This window comes from Corynebacterium minutissimum (assembly GCF_000805675.1).
GTDB lineage: Bacteria > Actinomycetota > Actinomycetes > Mycobacteriales > Mycobacteriaceae > Corynebacterium > Corynebacterium minutissimum.
In genome coordinates this window covers 65,495-84,235 of the sequence record NZ_JSEF01000009.1, presented here as the reverse complement: position 1 = coordinate 84,235, position 18,741 = coordinate 65,495, and the positions used below count along the sequence as shown (strand labels likewise).

At 61.1% G+C, this 18,741-nt stretch carries 20 protein-coding genes; 7 read left to right on the top strand and 13 right to left on the bottom strand.

Annotated elements, in window-relative coordinates; all coding sequences use genetic code 11:
• Both NX84_RS05965 and NX84_RS05960 read right to left on the bottom strand, forming a co-directional pair.
• On the bottom strand, window positions 1-542 hold a 542-nt coding region (locus NX84_RS05965; RefSeq protein WP_039674847.1), incomplete at its 3' end, for an adhesin domain containing protein.
• Window positions 543-791: 249 nt separating this feature from the next.
• Window positions 792-1,568: a hypothetical protein gene (locus tag NX84_RS05960; RefSeq protein ID WP_039674843.1), complete on the bottom strand. Its 777-nt coding sequence runs from the start codon at window positions 1,566-1,568 to the stop codon at window positions 792-794.
• Between the two features lie 161 nt (window positions 1,569-1,729).
• Here NX84_RS05960 and NX84_RS05955 point away from each other — a divergent pair, with 161 nt between their 5' ends.
• Window positions 1,730-2,869 carry an Mrp/NBP35 family ATP-binding protein gene (locus NX84_RS05955; protein ID WP_052319687.1) on the top strand — a complete coding sequence of 380 codons (1,140 nt, stop codon included), beginning with the start codon at window positions 1,730-1,732 and terminating at the stop codon, window positions 2,867-2,869.
• 30 nt (window positions 2,870-2,899) lie between these two features.
• Here the strand turns inward: NX84_RS05955 and NX84_RS05950 are convergent, their stop codons facing one another.
• The 3 genes from NX84_RS05950 to sigE all read right to left on the bottom strand — a co-directional run bounded on the left by NX84_RS05950 (window position 2,900) and on the right by sigE (window position 4,751).
• Window positions 2,900-3,484, bottom strand: coding sequence for a twin-arginine translocase TatA/TatE family subunit (locus NX84_RS05950; RefSeq protein WP_039674837.1), 585 nt, complete (start codon window positions 3,482-3,484; stop codon window positions 2,900-2,902).
• Between the two features lie 78 nt (window positions 3,485-3,562).
• Window positions 3,563-4,030 carry an anti-sigma factor family protein gene (locus NX84_RS05945; RefSeq protein ID WP_039674836.1) on the bottom strand — a complete coding sequence of 156 codons (468 nt, stop codon included), beginning with the start codon at window positions 4,028-4,030 and terminating at the stop codon, window positions 3,563-3,565.
• A 58-nt stretch (window positions 4,031-4,088) separates the two neighbouring features.
• A complete protein-coding gene (sigE, locus tag NX84_RS05940) occupies window positions 4,089-4,751 on the bottom strand; it encodes an RNA polymerase sigma factor SigE (protein ID WP_039674875.1) in 663 nt (220 codons plus the stop codon).
• 163 nt (window positions 4,752-4,914) lie between these two features.
• Between sigE and NX84_RS05935 the strand changes: the two genes are divergently transcribed.
• On the top strand, window positions 4,915-5,562 hold the full coding sequence (locus NX84_RS05935; protein WP_039674873.1) for an O-methyltransferase: 648 nt from the start codon (window positions 4,915-4,917) through the stop codon (window positions 5,560-5,562).
• 137 nt (window positions 5,563-5,699) lie between these two features.
• Here NX84_RS05935 and glgC read toward each other — a convergent pair whose 3' ends face one another.
• On the bottom strand, window positions 5,700-6,917 hold the full coding sequence (gene glgC / locus NX84_RS05930) for a glucose-1-phosphate adenylyltransferase (RefSeq protein WP_039674867.1): 1,218 nt from the start codon (window positions 6,915-6,917) through the stop codon (window positions 5,700-5,702).
• Between the two features lie 154 nt (window positions 6,918-7,071).
• Between glgC and glgA the strand changes: the two genes are divergently transcribed.
• Both glgA and NX84_RS05920 read left to right on the top strand, forming a co-directional pair.
• Window positions 7,072-8,232, top strand: coding sequence for a glycogen synthase (gene glgA, locus NX84_RS05925; RefSeq protein WP_039674834.1), 1,161 nt, complete (start codon window positions 7,072-7,074; stop codon window positions 8,230-8,232).
• An 11-nt stretch (window positions 8,233-8,243) separates the two neighbouring features.
• Window positions 8,244-9,701 (top strand): GH32 C-terminal domain-containing protein, encoded by a 1,458-nt coding sequence (locus tag NX84_RS05920; RefSeq protein WP_039674832.1) that lies wholly within the window; start codon window positions 8,244-8,246, stop codon window positions 9,699-9,701.
• Between the two features lie 21 nt (window positions 9,702-9,722).
• Here the strand turns inward: NX84_RS05920 and NX84_RS05915 are convergent, their stop codons facing one another.
• From NX84_RS05915 to dapE, 7 genes are read right to left on the bottom strand one after another with little or no spacing between them, the layout of a single operon-like run.
• Window positions 9,723-10,613 carry a methyltransferase domain-containing protein gene (locus tag NX84_RS05915; RefSeq protein WP_039674830.1) on the bottom strand — a complete coding sequence of 297 codons (891 nt, stop codon included), beginning with the start codon at window positions 10,611-10,613 and terminating at the stop codon, window positions 9,723-9,725.
• A gap of 9 nt (window positions 10,614-10,622) precedes the next feature.
• Window positions 10,623-10,790 (bottom strand): DUF3117 domain-containing protein, encoded by a 168-nt coding sequence (locus tag NX84_RS12620; RefSeq protein WP_070671838.1) that lies wholly within the window; start codon window positions 10,788-10,790, stop codon window positions 10,623-10,625.
• A gap of 35 nt (window positions 10,791-10,825) precedes the next feature.
• On the bottom strand, window positions 10,826-11,146 hold the full coding sequence (locus tag NX84_RS05910) for a DivIVA domain-containing protein (RefSeq protein ID WP_052319686.1): 321 nt from the start codon (window positions 11,144-11,146) through the stop codon (window positions 10,826-10,828).
• Window positions 11,147-11,149: 3 nt separating this feature from the next.
• Window positions 11,150-11,881, bottom strand: coding sequence for a glucosyl-3-phosphoglycerate synthase (locus NX84_RS05905; protein WP_039674828.1), 732 nt, complete (start codon window positions 11,879-11,881; stop codon window positions 11,150-11,152).
• Window positions 11,878-12,690 (bottom strand): dihydropteroate synthase, encoded by an 813-nt coding sequence (folP, locus tag NX84_RS05900; RefSeq protein WP_174519893.1) that lies wholly within the window; start codon window positions 12,688-12,690, stop codon window positions 11,878-11,880. The genes NX84_RS05905 and folP overlap by 4 nt, the downstream gene beginning before the upstream one ends.
• 26 nt (window positions 12,691-12,716) lie before the next feature.
• Complete coding sequence (locus NX84_RS05895) at window positions 12,717-13,487, bottom strand: LOG family protein (protein WP_039674823.1); 771 nt, start codon at window positions 13,485-13,487, stop codon at window positions 12,717-12,719.
• Between the two features lie 6 nt (window positions 13,488-13,493).
• A complete protein-coding gene (dapE, locus tag NX84_RS05890; protein WP_039674821.1) occupies window positions 13,494-14,582 on the bottom strand; it encodes a succinyl-diaminopimelate desuccinylase in 1,089 nt (362 codons plus the stop codon).
• A gap of 90 nt (window positions 14,583-14,672) precedes the next feature.
• Here dapE and NX84_RS05885 point away from each other — a divergent pair, with 90 nt between their 5' ends.
• From NX84_RS05885 to NX84_RS05875, 3 genes are all read left to right on the top strand, one after another.
• Window positions 14,673-16,031, top strand: a complete 1,359-nt coding sequence (locus NX84_RS05885; RefSeq protein WP_039674819.1) for an amino acid permease — start codon at window positions 14,673-14,675, stop codon at window positions 16,029-16,031.
• 18 nt (window positions 16,032-16,049) lie between these two features.
• Window positions 16,050-17,021: a 2,3,4,5-tetrahydropyridine-2,6-dicarboxylate N-succinyltransferase gene (gene dapD, locus NX84_RS05880; protein ID WP_039674816.1), complete on the top strand. Its 972-nt coding sequence runs from the start codon at window positions 16,050-16,052 to the stop codon at window positions 17,019-17,021.
• Window positions 17,022-17,129: 108 nt separating this feature from the next.
• A complete protein-coding gene (locus tag NX84_RS05875) occupies window positions 17,130-18,560 on the top strand; it encodes an amino acid permease (protein WP_039674815.1) in 1,431 nt (476 codons plus the stop codon).
• The last annotated feature ends 181 nt before the right edge of the window (window positions 18,561-18,741 follow it).

The window sequence follows — 18,741 nt, the reverse complement described above, 5'->3', positions numbered from 1 at the left end:
CTCAACTGGTACACACCAGAAGAGAAAATCCAAGAACTATTCAAGTGATGCATCCACCACTTGAAACCGCCGGCCTTGCGGGTGACGTCTTTATCAATAAAGGTCTGGCCGGCCTCCATGGAAGGCACCTCGCCGGTATCCAAGACTGTGCTAAGGTTCGCCGAATTGGAAAAGTACCAATCGGCGAACGTGCGGTCCTTCGTGTTATCAAAGGAGAAGCTCAGACCCCAGGCTTTCTTGTCGGGGCTGGTCCCACTCGGCTCCAGGGTGTTCCAGCTAAAACCAGCCTGGCTTCCGCTCGGTTCACCGCTGCTAACAACACACCAACCGGCCGGCAGGTCGGACGCCTGCTGCGCGTCCTTCTCAACCGCGCCGGACTTATCACGGATGCCGCCGGTAAACGATTCAGCGGAAGCCTCTGGGGCCACCGAGTTAAAAGAAGTGATGCTGAGACCACTAAGCGCGAGAGTGATGGCAGAGAGAGTGGCTACTCCCCTGCGGGAAGTACGTCGTTGGGTCGAACCCCTTCGCTGTGCATTCATAAATTATGTCCTTTCCAATGCAGCATTCTGCCTCGCTCCAGTGAGATCAGAGCAGTAACGGGGCATGTTATAAAGTTTCCCCACAGCTGCTCGAGAGAATTAGCGGGAAGAGGCAGAGCAACACCAAAAAATTCTACCGTCTCCCCCCTAAAGAACACAACAATTTATTAGGCTAACCAGCGATTTGTGGAAAACTGCAACCAATAACATTTTATTATTTTCTCCACATTTCCCGGCCCGACTGAATGCCTATTTTTCGTCGTGCACCAAATCTGATCCGCCGGAGGAATTGGAGTCGCCTTCCTCGTTGAGGTTTTGTTGGAGGTTGGCCTCCATCCAGGCACGTACGGCCGACTCAAAATCCTCGGAATCCTTAACGTCCTGCACTACCTCGTCGAGGTCCTGCGCGGTCAGGAACTTGGTGAAGGAAGCCACTTCCAACTTCTCGTCTCGATTGAACAGGCCGTCTTGGTACACCACAACGTAGTTTTGCGGCAGCTCCGGTGCGGCGTTCGGGCAGCCTTGTGCACTGGCGGGTTCCACGACGGACAGCTCTGGCGGCATCGATGCCATAAGCGCGATGTGTGCGCGTTCCAAGAAATCTACGTCCTTTGTGCCCTTATCTTGGGCGGCCACGTAGTCCTTCGATATCGTGCGGGCCTCCGCTGGGTTGAACACGTTCAAGAACTCACCCGTGCAGCCAACAAAGAAGTTTCCAGTGCGGCTCACGCCGCCAGAATGCCCATTTCCTCGCCGCACCACCATGGGATCCTGGGAAACGGTGACCGCACGTCCTTCGTCAAGCAAAGTCTGGCGGTAGATCTCCGCCAGCACGCGCTGTTTGTGGGACGTTGGGTCAATCATGATGGTGATGGGCGAAGCCGCAAATGGTTGCGGGTCCGGATGGGGTTCATACCCGGAGCAAGCGCTGATCGACGCCCCCACTATCCCCACCACCGCTACCCCAACAACGCGAGAAAAGGTTCGGGAACGTGCAGCAAGGCGAGGCATCAAAATCTGGCGCATTCTTTCTCTTCTACCGGACAAGGCGCAGGACATGAAGCACAACATGTCACAATTCAGCGACTACAGCGCTTAGCTGCAGCGTCTGGCTGAATCTTACACACCCCGTAGCCCTCATGCGGTGTGGCTCTCCTCAATGGAGAATGACTAGACTGGTGCGAGTTATGACTAGCGCAATTACTGAATCTGCTGTTCGTTCCGCGCTTGAGCGCGTCGACGACCCTGAAATCGGCCGTCCCATCACTGAGCTCGGCATGGTGAAGTCCGTTGCCGTCAACGGTGCGGATGTGGACATCGAGCTGTATCTCACCATCGCCGGCTGCCCGATGAAGAGCACCATCGAATCCAACACTCGCGCCGCCGTCGCTGAGTTAGACGGCGTGGGTGAGATTTCCATTTCGATGACCCCGATGAGCGATAAACAACGCCAAGAGCTCAAGCAGAAGCTGCGCGGCGGGCAGGCCGAGCCGGAGATTCCTTTTGCCAAGCCGGAATCCACCACGCGCGTGTTCGCCGTAGCATCCGGCAAGGGTGGCGTGGGAAAGTCCTCCGTCACGGTGAATCTGGCAGCTGCACTTGTGGAGAAGGGTCTCAAGGTCGGCATTGTGGACGCCGACATTTATGGCCACTCCGTTCCCAGCTTGCTCGGCTCTACGGCGGGCCCCACAGTGCTTGACGACGAAATGCTGCTCCCGCCCATCTCCCACGGCATCAAGCACATCTCCATTGGGCAATTCGTGGAGGGCAATGCACCCGTCGTCTGGCGCGGCCCCATGCTGCACCGCGCACTCCAGCAATTCCTCGCAGATGTCTTCTGGGGTGATTTGGATGTTCTCCTCCTCGATCTTCCGCCGGGTACCGGTGACGTCGCGCTGTCGGTAGCGCAGCTCATTCCGAATGCCGAGTTGCTCATCGTCACCACCCCGCAGGCCGCAGCCGCTGAGGTCGCTGAGCGCGCCGGTTCCATTTCCCAGCAGACTCGCCAGCGCGTGGCCGGCGTCATTGAGAACATGGGTGCCATGGTGATGCCAGATGGTTCCACCATGGACATTTTCGGTGAGGGCGGCGGCCAGGTCGTCGCTGAGCGCCTCAGCGTGCTGTTGGGCCACGACGTTCCGCTGATGGCCTCCATCCCACTGGATCCTGCCCTGCGCGCAGCCGGTGACGAGGGAACGCCTATCGTCCTCAAGTCCCCTGAGTCCCCTGCCACCCAGGCCATCAACTCCGTCGCAGACTCTATCGCCGTGCGCTCCGATTCCCTCGTGGGTAAGAAGCTCGGCCTAGGCGTGACCCGTAAAAGCTAGTCCGTCCCCTTAAAAGCTAGGCCGTCACGGTTACGTGACGTCTTTCCAGGAGACGTTGCCCTCGCCGGTGGATGCATTCCCGCCGCGCGGGGGTTGCTCTGTCTCAGGGGCGCTGGCGTTGGGGTCGGCGTAAATCTGGGAGTAATCAAACGTCGGGCGACCTGGCTGCTGTGCTTGCTGCTCCGTCGGAGGCTGCGCTGCTGGCTGTGGCCCGCCAGTCTGCTGTGGCGCCTGTCCGGTCTGGGTCGCAGGAGACGGCATGTCCTTCTGCGCAGGGTCCGTGCTGTGCTTAATGTCCTCAGCCATCTTCTTGGGGTTGAAATCATCCCAGGCGGAATCGTCGCCGTCGAAAAGCGCCTTTGTGATGACACCACGTGGTCCCAAGCGCGTCCATTCCGCCGCCTGGCTTAAAGGAACGCGGAGGTCATCGAATTCCGCACCCAATCCGTTCATCTCACCATTGAGCTCCGCTTTGGCATTGTTGATGGCCTTGCGCGCCGCGTAGATGGCCGCACGCACGTCCATAATCACGCCGGGGAGGCGCTCCGGACCAATGATGACGAGGCCAAGGAGAACAATAGTGATGATCTCCAGCCAACCGATTGAGGAAAACACGAAACTATCTTAACCACTTTGCCGGCAGGATCTGGGACGAGCATGCCGCGCTCACAGAGTATAAGCGCTCCCTCCGACTCAGCCGCGCTGATTGTGCTTAATAGCGCGCATCACCATCTCCACTTTGTCCAAGAAATCCTGGCGCGGCTGGCAGGCAGGTTCCTCCGCATCAGGACCTGGACCCGCTCCCTGGTGGGCGATGCCGGTCAGTTTGGCCATGAGGGATTCCGGGGCCCGCACGTGCGATTCCACGCTGCATTCACGTACCCACTCGGAGGCGTTGCGCTGGTGGTGAATTTCGGCGCGGCACTCGGCACAGTGCACGAGGTGGACGCGGACGCGGTGAGCGTACTTGGCGGGCATCTCCCCATCTACGAAAGCCACGATAGCTTCCGGGCCCAAGTGCCCGATGGTGTCCGCGCGCTGTGCGCGAGCCTTAGCTTTGTCACGAACCTTGGCCTGTGCCTCCGTAAAGATGCCGGGCAAGGAAAAGGAACGTTCGTGAGGCTTGCCGTCTAACGAGTCCACGGAACGTTCTCCTTTCATCCTCAATCCTCGGGCCGCTCCCTCTACCGAGGGGGCTAGTTGTTGGCCAAGTCTAGCTTTAGCGCGTACGCAGGAGGCTGCGGGTGTCCGCGTTGGTCTGTGCCTCCTTCTCCAGTGCGGCACGCAGCTGTGAGCGGCCACGGTGAATACGGGAGCGCACAGTACCCATCTTTACACCGAGGGTTTCGGCAATCTCGTCATAGCTCATGCCCACGACATCACAGAGAACCACGGCGACACGGAAGTCCAGAGCCAAGTTATCCAGAGCCGACTGCAGCGCCGGGTCCAAGTTAGCCACCGAGTAGGCCTGCTCCGGGGTCATGTCAGTGCCAGGTACGCGCTCGTAATCCTCCGGCAGGGCCTCCATACGAATCTTGGAGCGGTGGCGCACCATATCGAGGAAGAGGTTAGTGGTGATGCGGTGCAACCAACCCTGGAACGTACCGGCCTGGTACTTGTCCAGAGAGCGGAAGACGCGCATGAAGGTTTCCTGCGTCAGGTCTTCGGCATCGTGTTGGTTACCGGAGAGGCGGTACGCCAAGCGGTAGACACCATCAGCATGCTCGGCCACCAGCTCGCCCCACGAGGGCATGTCAGCTTCACCGGCATCAAACGCGGCAGTACCCGTAAGCTCTTCAGCTTCAGCAGTGTGCTCTTCGACGGTGCTGATCTGTTCTTCAGAGCTGAGCGGGGGTTCATTCTCGCGCTGCTTTTTTGTCATGACGATCATCTTTCTATAGACAGCACGGAAACTCCAGCCACAGTACTGTGAGCACCCTGTGAATCCATACCACAGGTTTCATGCGCTACTCGCGTCACATTGGACACTGCATCCTGCGCGATTCTTGTCCCACAGCCACGGTCCTTTCACTATGGTTTTCACTGTGACTACTACGGCTTATGACGCACTGCGATCTTTTATCGAATCCACCAGCGAGGTATCGGAAGCGCTCACCAGCGCCCGCGCCCACGCAGAGGAATACGGACTGCCGGTTCCGGATGAATCCACCGGACAGCTACTGAGTACCCTGGCGGCAGTCTCCTCTGGAACGACGTCGCGCCCCCAGGCGGTAGCGATTACCCCGGCGGCCTCGGTAGTGGGCCTCTACCTTCTCGCCGGAATGTCGGAGAACGGCATTCTCACCTGTATTGATCCGGAAGCTGAGCACCAAGCCAGCGCAAAGCAGACCTTCCGCGATGCCGGCTACTCCTCTAGCCGCGGGCGCTTCCTGCCCTCACGTCCGCTCGACATCATGGGGCGTTTGGCCAACGACACCTACCAGGTCATCTACGCCGAGGTACCTGCCCTCGACATGCCCGCGCTGGTGAAGGCCGCCTGGCCGCTCCTACACCAGCACGGCACGTTGGTGCTCGCGAACTCGCTGCTGGATGGCACCGTGGCTGATAGCTCGCGCACTGACCGCGACACCGCCGCTGCCCGTGAGGCCGACGAAATTGCGCGTTCCCTCGAGGGCGCGGCCGTCACGCGCCTGCCATATGGTGCGGGGCTCACCCTCGTGACCAAGCTTTAATTCACCAAGGCGAATAAATATCCCGGCTCTCCTCCCCCCTTGTGTGGGGTGAAGAGGCCGGGATTGTTGTCCTTGCGCCCTCCCTTTGGTCTTGGTCGAGGGGCTGGTTCCGGTCTGGGGTCGTGGTGTGGACTGAGTTAAACCTTCTCGTTCTTGCCCACGACAACCACGCCGCCATCGGAAACCTTGAAGCGCTGCTCATCGCGCTCACGGTCCACACCGATAATGGCGCCGTCGCTCACGACGACGTTCTTGTCCAAGATGGCGCGGCGCACCACGGCACCGCGGCCGATGCGCACGCCGGGGAGAATGACGGATCCTTCGACCGTCGCACCGTCGGCCACGTGAACGTCGGAAGCCAGCACCGAGTTGCGCACAGTACCGCCGGAGACGATGCAGCCAGGGGCCACCATCGAGGACTGGGCAATACCGTTCTGCACGAACTTGGCCGGCGGGAAGTTGGAATCATCCGTGGAATGAATTGGCCATGAGCGGTTGTACAGATTGAAAATGGGGTGCACGGAAATCATGTCCATATGCGCCTCATAGAAGGAATCGATGGTACCGACATCACGCCAGTAACCATGGTCGCGCTCCGTGGAGCCGGGGACCTCATTAGACATGAAGTCATAGACGTGCGCCTGCTGGCGCTCCACGAAGTACGGGATGATGTCACCACCCATATCGTGGGCAGATTCCTCATTCTTCTCATCCTGCAGGAGGGCCTCAATGAGGGCCTCGGTAGTGAAGACGTAGTTGCCCATCGACGCATAAGTCATGTTCGGGTCATCCGGAGTAGCTGGCGGGTCAGCAGGTTTCTCCACGAAGGACGTGATGGTGCCCATACCGTCTGCCTGAATGCAACCGAAGGCGGTAGCTTCCGAGCGCGGAACACGAATACCCGCGACAGAGCAGTCCAGACCCGTAGCGATGTGCTCCTCCACCATCTGAGCCGGATCCATACGGTAGACGTGGTCCGCGCCGAAGACGATGACGTAATCAGGCTTCTCGTCATAGATGAGGTTCAACGACTGCAGGATGGCATCGGCCGAACCGTTGTACCAGCGCTTACCGCGGCGCTGCTGGGCCGGGACGGAGGCGATGAACTGCGGTGTCGGCCCCGACAAGTTCCACGCCTGGGAAATGTGGCGGTCCAGGGAGTGGGACTTGTACTGAGTCAGCACGGCAATCTTCAAGAAACCGGCGTTGACGAGGTTAGACAACACGAAGTCAATGAGGCGGTAGGAACCACCAAACGGAACGGCGGGCTTAGCGCGGTCTTCAGTCAGGGGGAAGAGGCGCTTTCCCTCGCCGCCGGCGAGGACAATAGCAAGGACGTTAGGAAGGCTTCTCACGACACCCAATCTAACGAGTTTTTCCACATTCTGCAGGGAAAAGATGCAGGTTTTCACCCCCGCCATCGGGGTCGCGCAGAATCACGTCTGCCCTACTACTGCCCTTTCGCTGACCTTCTGCGCGCGCAGGGGAAGATCCGTATTCTGGGAGGGTATGAGAGCCGGAATTTTTTCTAAGGAGTACCCGCCGGAAATCTACGGCGGAGCGGGTGTGCACGTTGCGGAGCTGACCCGATTTATGCGTGACATTATTGACGTTTCTGTTCACTGCATGGGGTCCCCGCGCGATGAAGAGGACGTCTTTGTGCATGGAGTCGACCCTGAACTGAAGGACACTGAGGCAAACGCTGCGATCCAGACCCTGTCCACGGGACTGCGCATGGCTAACGCAGCGTCCGACATCGACGTGGCCCACTCCCACACGTGGTACACCGGCTTGGGTGGACACCTCGCTGGCCGCCTGTATGACATCCCGCACGTTGTCACCGCGCACTCCTTGGAGCCGCACCGCCCGTGGAAGCGGGAGCAGCTTGGCGGAGGCTATGAAATCTCCTCCTGGTCAGAGAAAAATGCCATGGAATACGCCGATGCCGTCATTGCGGTCTCAGCCGGCATGAAAGAGTCCATCCTCGAGGCCTACCCGCGTATTTCTGCCGACAAGGTCCACGTCGTCCTTAACGGCATCGACACTGAGATCTGGCAACCGGGAGAGGCGCCGGTGCTGGATAGGTTGGGCGTCGACAAGCAGCGCCCCATCGCCGCCTTCGTGGGTCGTATTACCCGGCAGAAGGGCGTAAAACACCTCCTTAAAGCCGCGCAGAGCTTCGATGAGGATATCCAGCTCGTACTCTGTGCGGGCGCTCCAGATACCCCGGAGATTGCCGCAGAAACCGAGGCGCTCGTCGAAGAGCTACGTGCACAGCGCGATGGCGTGTTTTGGGTCAAGGAGATGCTCTCCCGCGAAGAAATTAAGCAGGTGTACTCCGGCGCGGATGTGTTCGTGTGTCCCTCCATTTACGAGCCGCTGGGTATTGTCAATCTCGAGGCTATGGCCTGCGGCACGGCCGTCGTGGCTTCTGATGTTGGCGGCATTCCGGAGGTCGTCGTCGACGACGAGACCGGTGTCCTCGTCCACTTTGACGCTGCCGATGAAGCCACGTTCGAGGCCGATATTGCTGCTGCGGTCAACCGTGTAGCTGCGGACGCTGAGCTGGCACAACGCTTCGGCACGTCCGGACGTGAGCGCGCTATTCGTGAGTTCTCCTGGGCCACCATCGCACAGCAGACCGTGGACATTTACCGCTCGTTGATGTAGGAAGGACTGCCGTGACGCAACCCCAACAACAACACCGACCAGAAATTCATTTCGTCCCCGATAGCGGTATCCTCGATGCGCCCGCCGGCATCGTCCGCGATGGTGATACGTGGCACTTGTTCCACCAATACCGCCCCGAGCCCGGCCAACCGGCCCGCTGGGGACACACCTTCTCCGAAGAAACGCCGTTCGCGTGGCTGGACTGCGATGATGTCCTAGCCCCCGTCGGCGGTGAGCTTTCCCTGCGCGCCGGCTCCGTTGCGGAAGGTCAGGATGCTCTCAACTTGTACTTCACATCCGTGACGTCCGTGGGCACCAGCGTGCGTTTGGCACGCTATACCGACTACGCCGACGAATGTGTCGTCTCTGATGACCCAACTGCTCTAGACCCGGACGTGGTTCGCTTCGGTGAGGCCGTAGGAGCTCATACTGATTTTGACCGCTTCCGCTCGCCGTCTGTGGTGCCCGATTGGGCCAAGGAGGATCGCGAGGAAGGCCACGATGGCTGGCTTATGCTGGCCCTGACCGGTGATGCTGATGCCCCCGTTCCGGTTATCCTCGAAAGCCCTAATGGTGAATCGTGGTCCCTGCTGGGCAAGCTGAGTTTCAACGGTGACCCAGGGTTCAATGAGGGCGAGGTTCCAGCAACCTCCCCCATTCCGCCGGTGGTCTCACCGCGTCTGGTTCGCCTGCGCGATGAAGTAGACGGAGAAATCTACGACGTCCTCTTCGTCACCTTGGAGCGCGCCGGCCGTGACGTGTCCGGCTACATCGTGGGCCGCCTCGATGGCACCGAGTTCACCGTGGCCAAGGGATTCCAGCGCGTTGACTTTGGCCACGATTTCTCCCGTCCGCGCAATACCAACACCACCACGGGCACGATTGCCCAGGAATGCCGCTATGACCGCGCGGTCATTCTGGGACTGCTCAACGGCAATGGTCGCGGTGATGATGCCTCGAAGCACCCGACGTGGGAGGCCGAAGGCTGGGCAAACAGCCTCTCGCTGCCGCGCGCGGTGACTCTGCAGGGCGGTGTACTCTACCAGACCCCTGCGCAGGGTTTGCCGGATGCGGTGAAGCTGTCTGACTACGCGCAGTCCTGGACCGGCGTTCTTGAGGTTCCGGAAAACTCCAGCGTTACTGTGACGCTGCTTGATGGCTCCGGTGATCCAGCCGCCGTGATACGCCACACCGGGGACGAGATCAGCCTAGACCGTTCGATGTCCAAGGCCTTCGATCACTACTTCAAGGATTCCGCTCCGGCCGTGGCCCCACTGGCGGAGGGAGACTCCGACACGCTCACCATCATTCAGGATGGTGCGAGCGTGGAGGTCTTCGTCGACGGCGGCCTCGTTGCTATGAGCTCCCGCGTCTACTTCGAGGGCGGCTGCTCCGCCATCGAGGTCAACACGGAGGGTGAGGCCGTTATTGAGCAGTCCTGGAACCGTAAGGGATCCAAGCGCTCCTAGCGGGATTCGGTCGTTCGGCGTTTAGGACGCCGAACGGAAGCGGTCCAGGCGCGCGTGTGCCGTCACGGTTAAGGACTGCGGCAGGGCGGCCATACGCTCTGCCAGCTCCTCCGGGCTAATGTGGCGCGCCGACGGGCTCATGCCCACCTGGGCTGCAATGGACGCCTTGTCCAAGATAATAGGGAAAGAAATATCCACGGGCTCAGCGGCCTGCTCAAGGAAGCCCTCCGCCTGGGCGTACAGGCGCTCCACCTTGCCCTCTTCCACGCCTAGGATGCCAAGCGGCTCGCGCAGCTCATCCAGGTGGCCTGCCTGCGGGGTCAGCACGATGACCTCGCCGCCGGGAGCCAGGACTCGCTGGAATTCCGCCGGGTTACGCGGGGCAAAGACCACGGAGATGGCGTGAATCGAGTGATCGCGAATAGGCAGACGCTCCCACACATCCGCCACCACGGCACCCACGCGCTCATGGGACTTGGCCAAGTGCTTGGCGGCATGCGTAGAAATGTCGAGCCCGACTCCTCGCGCACCTTCAATAGAGTCCAGGGTATGGGCTAGATAGTAGCCGGTTCCGGCACCCACCTCGAGGAGAGTGGGAGCGGTATGTTCGTCCAGACCCGCGGCATGGCTGGCCTCGTCCTGGGTCTCCAGGGCGTCCTGCACAGCACCGGTAACTGCCTCCACGAAGGGCGCAAAGTGGCCCATGGCTAAGTACGTTTCACGGGCAGTCACCATGGCGGCATCATCACCTTGGTGCTTCAGCCCGGCACCGGCCGCCAGCGTGACATAACCCTGCTTGGCCACATCATAGGAATGGCCGGTCTCCGAGACGAGGCGAGCAAAGTCATCCGCGCCCGTGAGGGCGCTGCCATCGGCGGGATCGGCCAGAATATCGACGATATGTGAAAGCATGTTCCTAGACTAGCTAGAAACTGCGACGAGGAGTGAACCGAGCTGCGCGGCTTCTTCTTTGCTGAGCTCGATGACGATACGGCCACCCCCGTCAGAAGGAATACGCATGACGATCTTGCGGGACTCCTCTACTGCTTCCATCTCTCCACCAGTAGTACGTGGCTTCATCGCTGCCATAGTGAGTCTCCTTCGACTATTGTTATAACGTCCTTCTAGTCTAGCCCTTTTTCAGACTCACGCGGCGCGTTTACGCTCGCGGGCACAGCAGACGAGCCGTGCGGAGCAGTAAGACGGCGTTCTACTGCAGCAATAAGCGCGTCGACTTGGTCCTGGCGGTAACCGCGCGGAACCACGTCAAAGCGCAGGTCATCGAAGCGGCCCTCCTCCAGGGCGCGGAGATTTTCGGCGTCAACATCGACGGCTTCGTCTGGGGTATCCATAACGGTGCCGCGGCCGACAATACTGCCCCACGCCCATGAACCGATGATGATGAGCGCAATGAGGACAACGATGAGCAAAATCCAGGACATCATGCGCTAAATCCTACCCATCAGTGGTGGTCGCTGCGGCACTGCCCCAATGACGCCGGCGCGCGAGAGGATCGTGCGCGCCACCACGTCCGCCATCGGCGCCAGCTCCTCCAGCGGGCGGTTGCGGTGCGCACGGGTGCCCAGGTCCACCTCGGCGAGGGCATAGGGGCCATAGCGCTTGGCGACGTCCACCAGCAGCCCCGCTTCCACCCCGTATCCTTCCACGAACGGCAGCTCCATGGCGGCCGCGCGCCTTAAGGCGTATTCGCCGCCGAGAGGCTGGTCAATGTGCGCGAGCTCCGGAAAGAACTGCCGCAACAGCGGCTTGGCGGTTAGCTCGGTCACACGTCCACCGCCAGTGGGCTTTCCTTGAAAGCTGCGCTGGTAACGCGCCTTGACCATCTGGATATGCGGATCGATGAAAGGCTCGGCGAGCGCGGAGACCATTCCGGCAGCAGCGGATTCGAGGTCGGCATCAATAAAGACGACGATGTCGCCTTGAGCTGCCGCCACGCCGCGCCAGAGGGATTCGCCCTTGCCGGGTCGGGGCTCCTCAGGCAGGATTTCCCGCCAGTTCAGCACCCGAGCTCCTGCTGCCTGTGCCTCAGCCGCAGTGTCATCGCTCGAGTCCGCATCAATAACGAGCACCTCGTGGGGCTCATCGGCTAGGCACGCACGCACGACGTGCGCCACGGTGCGCTCCTCGTTGAGCGCAGGGATGACTACAGAAACTTTCATGCCAACCCGCGGGTTGTCGCCAGGGGCTGCATCTCGCCCTGGATGGCTGCGGTCATGCGGATGACGTCGAGAGTCGGCCCCACCTCGTGTACGCGGAAGGCGGCCACGCCGCGCGCAGCCGACCACGCCGTCGCCGCTAGCGTGCCCGCCACGCGCTGGTCTACGGCGCGGTCGAGGGTCTCGCCCACAAAATCCTTATTGGACAAAGCCATGAGCACCGGCCAACCAGTGGCCACGACCTCGTCGATGCGGCGCAGCAGCTCCAAGCCGTGAAAGGTGTTTTTGCCAAAGTCATGCGTGGGGTCGATGAAGGTCAGCTCCTCGGGGCACCCCAAGTCGGCGGCACGCTCGGCCAGTCGCGTGGTTTCTGAGATAACGTCAGCTACGACATCATCGAAGTGCACGCGGTGCGGGCGGGTACGCGGTGTCACGCCACCAGTATGCGAGCACACGTAGCCCACCTTCTTCTCCCCAGCGACTTCGATGAGCTCCGGGTCCCACCCAGCCCACGTGTCATTGACCAGACCAGCTCCGGCCGCAATCGCGGCTTCGGCCACCTCTGCGCGCCACGTGTCTACCGAAATCAGCGCCTCTGGGTGGCGGCGATGCAACTCCGCGATGGTAGGCACGACGCGCTCGATTTCCTCGGTCGCGTCGACATGTTCACCCGGCCCGGCCTTGACGCCGCCGATGTCGATGATGGAGGCGCCGTCGGCAAGCGCCTGCTCCCCTCGCTCCACTGCGGGGTCCAGCTCGAAGGTAGCGCCCTTGTCATAAAAGGAATCCGGCGTGCGGTTCACAATCGCCATGACCTGGGCCAGACCATGGTGGGGGCTCACTTGCCCTCCTGCTCCCGGATGCGCTTATCCGACATCACCTTGTGTGCCGCCACGATGTGGGCCAGGGCCTCATCCGGATCGTCGGTCACGAGGAAAAGATCCAGGTCCTCCGGGCTGATGAAACCTCCATCTGCCAGCGTGTTCTTCATCCACTCCACGAGGCCGGACCAGTAGTCGGTGCCCATCAGCACGATGGGATAGTTGGTGACCTTGCCGGTCTGCACCATACACATGACCTCGAAGAATTCATCCATTGTGCCCATGCCGCCGGGCAGGCAGATGAAGGCCTGGGAGTATTTGAGGAACATGGTCTTGCGTGCGAAGAAGTAGCGGAAGTTCAAACCCAGATCGACGTACGGGTTCAGGCCCTGCTCGTGGGGCAACTCGATGCCCAAGCCCACCGAAAGCCCACCAGCTTCGTGGGCGCCGCGGTTGGCCGCTTCCATGATGCCGGGCCCGCCACCAGTGATGACGGCGTACTGGGCCTCCGCCAGGCGCTTGCCGACGTTAACACCTAGTTGGTAGATCGGATCCTCCTCACGCGAACGCGCCGAACCAAAGACGGTCACGGCCTTCGGGAGCTTGGCCAGGGCGTCGAAACCATCGACAAACTCGCCCTGGATGCGCAGGACACGCCACGGATCTGCATGCTGCCATTCGTGATCCGCGCCGGACTGCAGGAGGCGCTGGTCGAAGGTAGAGGATTGCTCGCCGGCGGTGCGGACGAGCAATGGGCCGCGGAGAGTGCGGATTTGCTCGGGGGTCATGGTGGATTATCCCTTCAGGTAGTTCAAGAGAGCGTGAGAAACCTCGGTAATCTGCTCGACGGGGACTTGTTCGTCCTTCTTGTGAGCAAAGCCCGGATCACCGGAACCAAAGTTAACGGCTGGGGTTCCCATCTCGGAGAAGCGGGCGACGTCGGTCCAGCCGTACTTGGCGCGGACGTTGCCCCCGACGGCGTCGACAAGCGCACGCGCCGCCGGCTGTCCCAGGCCCGGCATGGCGGCACCGGCGATGTCATCGACGTCAATGCTGATGTTCTCGTGCTCGCCGATGACCTCCTTCATATGCGCCAACGCTTCCTCCGCGGTGCGGTCCGGGGCAAAGCGGAAATTGACGAACATCCAGGCTTCATCCGGAATCGTGTTGGTGGCCACGCCGGATTCGAGGTGCACGATGTTGAGGCCCTCCTTGTAGGTGCAGCCGTCAATCTCCACGTCGCGTGGCTGGTAGTTGGCCACATTCATCATCACAGGGGCCAAGGTGTGGGCGGCATTGGAACCCAGCCACGCACGGGCCGAGTGCGCACGGGTGCCCTGTGCTGTCACGCGCAGGCGGATGGTGCCCTGGCAGCCGGCCTCAATCATGGTGCCGGACGGCTCGCCCAGCAGTGCGAGGTCTCCCTGCAGCCACTCCGGGTGATCCTTCTGCAGATGGCCCAAGCCGTTGAACTCAGTGGCCACCTCCTCGCCCTCGTAGGCGATGACAGTGAGATCGTGCTTGAGCTCCTCTGAGTCATAGAGCTGTGCGAAAGCGTTGAGGTAGACGGCCATGCCGGACTTCATGTCCACGGTGCCGCAGCCATACATGGTGGTGCCATCCTCCGACATGGCGTGGGGCACGTTATCGGCCAGCGGCACGGTATCGATGTGGCCCGCGAGCACGACTCGGGTCTTCAGACCGCGATTGGTACGGGCACAGACAGTATTGCCATAGCGCTCGACCTCGACCTTGCTCTGGTCCAGGCCGCGCAGGGCCTCTTCGACGGCAGTGGCAATCGCCTCCTCGTGGTGAGAGGGGCTGGGGATATCCACCAATGCCTTGGTGAGCTCAATAGGGTCGGCGAAGAGATTTAAAGTCACAACCCGCCATGCTAGCGTTCCCCGTCAGTTAGTGCATTGCGTAAAGTACTTCCCGTTGCAAATAATCAACGTTGTTAAAGGTGATCTCACATGGCTGCGGCCACACAACTCAAAACCCGACACCTCACCATGATGGGCCTCGGCTCGGCAGTGGGCGCGGGTCTCTTCCTCGGCGTAGGACTGGGAATCCAGGTCTCCGGCACGTCTATCCTCGTCTCCTATGCAGTAGCTGGCGTCCTTATCGCCTTGGTGATGTGGATGCTCGGAGAAATGGCCTCTGCCCGCCCCTCCCTCGGGGCGTTCTCCACCTACGCGGGCCAGGCTTTCGGGCCGTGGGCGCGATTTACTCTGGGCTGGATTTATTGGTTCATGCTCGTCATGGTCATGGGCGCTGAAATCACCGGCGCTGCGGCCATCGTTTCCAACTGGTTTGGCGTGGATCCGTGGATTCCGGCCCTGGTAGCCGTGGTGTTCTTTGCGGTGGTCAATTTTGCGGCCGTGGGCGGCTTTGGCGAGTTTGAATTCTGGTTTGCCATCATCAAAGTGGGCACCATTGTCGCCTTCCTTGGCGTCGGTGTGCTCATGGCACTGGGCATCCTGCCCGGCATGGACCTCTCCGTGGCCGGCCACAACTTTACGGAGAATTTCCTGCCCAACGGCGGACCGGGATTTGCTGCTGGCCTTTTGGCCGTGGCCTTTGCTTTCGGCGGTATTGAGCTGGTGACGATTGCCGCGGCCGAATCCGAGGACCCCGCCCACAACGTGGCCACGGCGGTCCGCGCCATCATCGTGCGCATCATGGTCTTCTACATCGGCTCCATCCTCGTCATCACGATGGCTTTGCCTTTCAGCTCCATCCAGGATGCCGACGTCGCAGCCGACTCGCCCTTTACCCTTGTTTTGGCCGCAGCGCAGATTCCTTTTGCCGCCGGCTTTATGGAGGCCATTATCGCCCTCGCTCTACTCTCTGCGTTCAACGCACAGATTTACGCCACGTCCCGTCTGGTCTACGACATGGCCAAGGACCACAGCGCGCACCACGTCTTCTTGAAGACCAACACCTCCGGCTCCCCCATCTTCGCGGTGCTGCTGTCCATCATTTTCGCTTTCGCATCGGTGGTGCTGCAGTATTGGAATCCGCCGGGGCTGCTGGCCTTCCTTTTTAACGCGGTGGGCGGTTGCCTCCTCGTGATTTGGTGCTTCATCGTGGCCTCCTACATCAGGCTGCATCCCCAGCTCAAGGCCAATGGTGAACTCACCACGCTGCGCGTTCCGGGCTACCCGTGGCTGCCGTGGCTGACCGTGCTGGCACTGGTGGGCCTGACTCTGCTCATGCTTTTCGACGCCTCCGCCCGCAACCAAGTCATTGCCGTCCTCATCCTCACGGCCGGGCTCATTGTGATCTTCTGCCTACTACCGGGTAGGAAGAAGCGACACTCAGGCGCGTAGCTGCTAGGGTGTGACGCTATGACTACTGCTTCCGCACGTGGCCTGGCAACCATTACCCACGACGGCACCGTCCTGGACGTCTGGTTCCCAGCAGTCCACCTCGATACCCCTGTAGATGCCAGCGGCACCAAGCGCTTGGAGGAGACTCCGCAGCAGTTCGCCGAACTCGTTGGTCCGGATGAAGAGCGCGGCGTGGCCCGCATTGCGGTGGAAACCTCCATCAAGGATCTGGACGAGGCACCCGCCGATACCTACGACGCTTACCTGCGCCTCCACCTGCTTTCCCACCGCGCAGTCAAGCCGCACGGCCTGAACGTCGATGGCATCTTTGGCAAGCTGGCCAACGTGGTCTGGACTAACTACGGCCCCTGCGCGGTTGCTGATTTCCAGATGGTCCGCGGCCGCCTCGCCTCCCGCGGCCCGGTCGTGGTCTACTCCGTCGATAAGTTCCCGCGCATGGTGGACTACGTTGTCCCGTCCGGCGTGCGCATTGGTGACGCCGACCGTGTTCGCTTGGGCGCTCACTTGGCTGAGGGCACCACGGTAATGCACGAGGGCTTTGTGAACTTCAACGCTGGCACCCTGGGCGCTTCCATGGTCGAGGGCCGAATCTCTGCGGGCGTCGTCGTGGGCGATGGCTCCGATATCGGTGGCGGAGCCTCCATCATGGGTACCCTGTCCGGCGGCGGCAAGGAGGTCATCTCCATCGGTGAGCGCTGCCTGCTCGGCGCTAACTCGGGTATTGGCATTTCGCTTGGCGACGACTCCGTTGTCGAAGCCGGCCTCTACGTCACCGCCGGCACCAAGATCGCCGTCTTTGGCAAGATCGCGCAGGCGCTCGATGTTGCGGAGGGCGACGCCGTTAAGGGCTCCCAGCTCTCTGGTGTCTCGGGCGTGCTGCTGCGCCGCAACTCCGTGTCCGGTTCTGTCGAGGCAGTGGACTGGAAGTCGGAGGCCGTGGCCCTCAACGAGGACCTGCACAAGAACTAATCTTTGCTGCCTTAAGGCCCCGCTCTGCGGGGCCTTGTGCGATCCGCCACTAAACAGGCTCGGCCAAAATCTCCCCTTTTGCCCAAATCCCGCGCTTGGCTGCCTAGAATGCTAAAGGTGACTGCTCAAAACGATTCCTCTACTCGCTCGCTCGGCAGCGGCCTCAAGGTCCGTCATCTCACCATGATGGGACTCGGTTCCACCATTGGCGCAGGCCTTTTCCTGGGTACCGGTGTGGGCATTTCCGCCGCCGGCCCGGCTGTTTTGTTGGCCTACCTCATCGCTGGTTTCCTTGCCATCCTCGTCATGCAGATGCTTGGTGAAATGGGCACGGTCATCCCCGCCTCCGGTTCCTTCTCCGAATACGCGGAGCACGGCATCGGTCGCTGGGCTGGTTTTACCCAGGGCTGGATTTATTGGCTCGCCACCGTCGCTGTCCTCGGTGCCGAAATCACCGGAGCCGCAGGATTCATCGGCTCGTGGTTCGACTGCCCACCGTGGATCCCTGCTGCCATCTGTGTCGCGCTCTTCGGCCTCATTAACCTGCTGCGTGTGCGCATGTTCGGCGAGTTCGAGTACTGGTTCGCCTTCATCAAGGTCGCCGTCATTGTTCTCTTCCTCATCATTGGCGCGCTCCTCATCTTCGGCCTGCTGCCCGGCCACTCCTTCATCGGCACGTCGATCTTCTTGGAAGATGGCTTCATGCCGAACGGCCTCGGCGGCGTCGCTGCCGGCCTGCTTGCTGTGGCTTTCGCCTTCGGCGGCATCGAGGTCGTCGCCATCGCAGCTGCCGAGTCCGAGGACCCAGAAAAGTCCCTCGTCAACGCCGTGCGCACCACGATTACGCGAATTTCGGTTTTCTACCTCGGGTCCGTCCTCGTCATCACCTTCCTCCTGCCTTACTCCTCGTTGGGCTCCGCGCAGTCCGCTGCCGAATCGCCCTTCACCATGGTGCTCGACCGCGCCGGCATCCCAGGTGCTGCGCTCATCATGGAGGTCGTCATTGTCCTTGCCCTTCTGTCTGCCTTCAACGCGCAGATTTATGCCTCCTCCCGCATGATGCACTCGCTGGCCTCCCGCGGTGAGGCTCCCAAGCTCTTCGCTTCGACTGACCGCCGCGGCGTGCCCACGGCCGCCATTGCTCTCTCAGTGGCACTATCCGTGGTCATGGTCGTGCTCAATTACGCCGATACCGGCTGGCTGCTGACCTTCATGCTCAACGCCGCGGGCGCCTCCCTCCTCATCGTGTGGGTGTTCATCGCCGTGAGCCAGCTGCGCCTTCGCCGCCAGCTCGAGGCCATTCACCCGCTGCCGGTGCGCATGTGGGCCTACCCTTACCTCACGTGGTTCGCCCTGGCGCTCTTTGCTGCCATTGCAGTGCTCATGCTTACCGACGCCTCCGCCCGCATCCAGCTCCTCTCCGCCGCTTCCATGTTCGCGGTGCTCGCCATCGCGGGCGTGATCAACGCCAAGGCCCGCGGCATCGCCCCCACAGCTCGTCTCCCGCTGCCTACCGCCGCCGAGCTAGAAGCACACTAACTTTCCCACTCCTCTCTTCTCTCTCCTGTTACCGCTTTCACTGCCGTTCTCTCCTCAACTCTCCTCTCCCCCTGCCATTCTCTTCTCTTCCCTTCCCCCTCCCTTCCCCAATCCGCGCCTCTTTCCATCCCTTCGCGCTCACCAGCGACCACCAGAGCGCCACTTCAACTCGCCCCGTGAG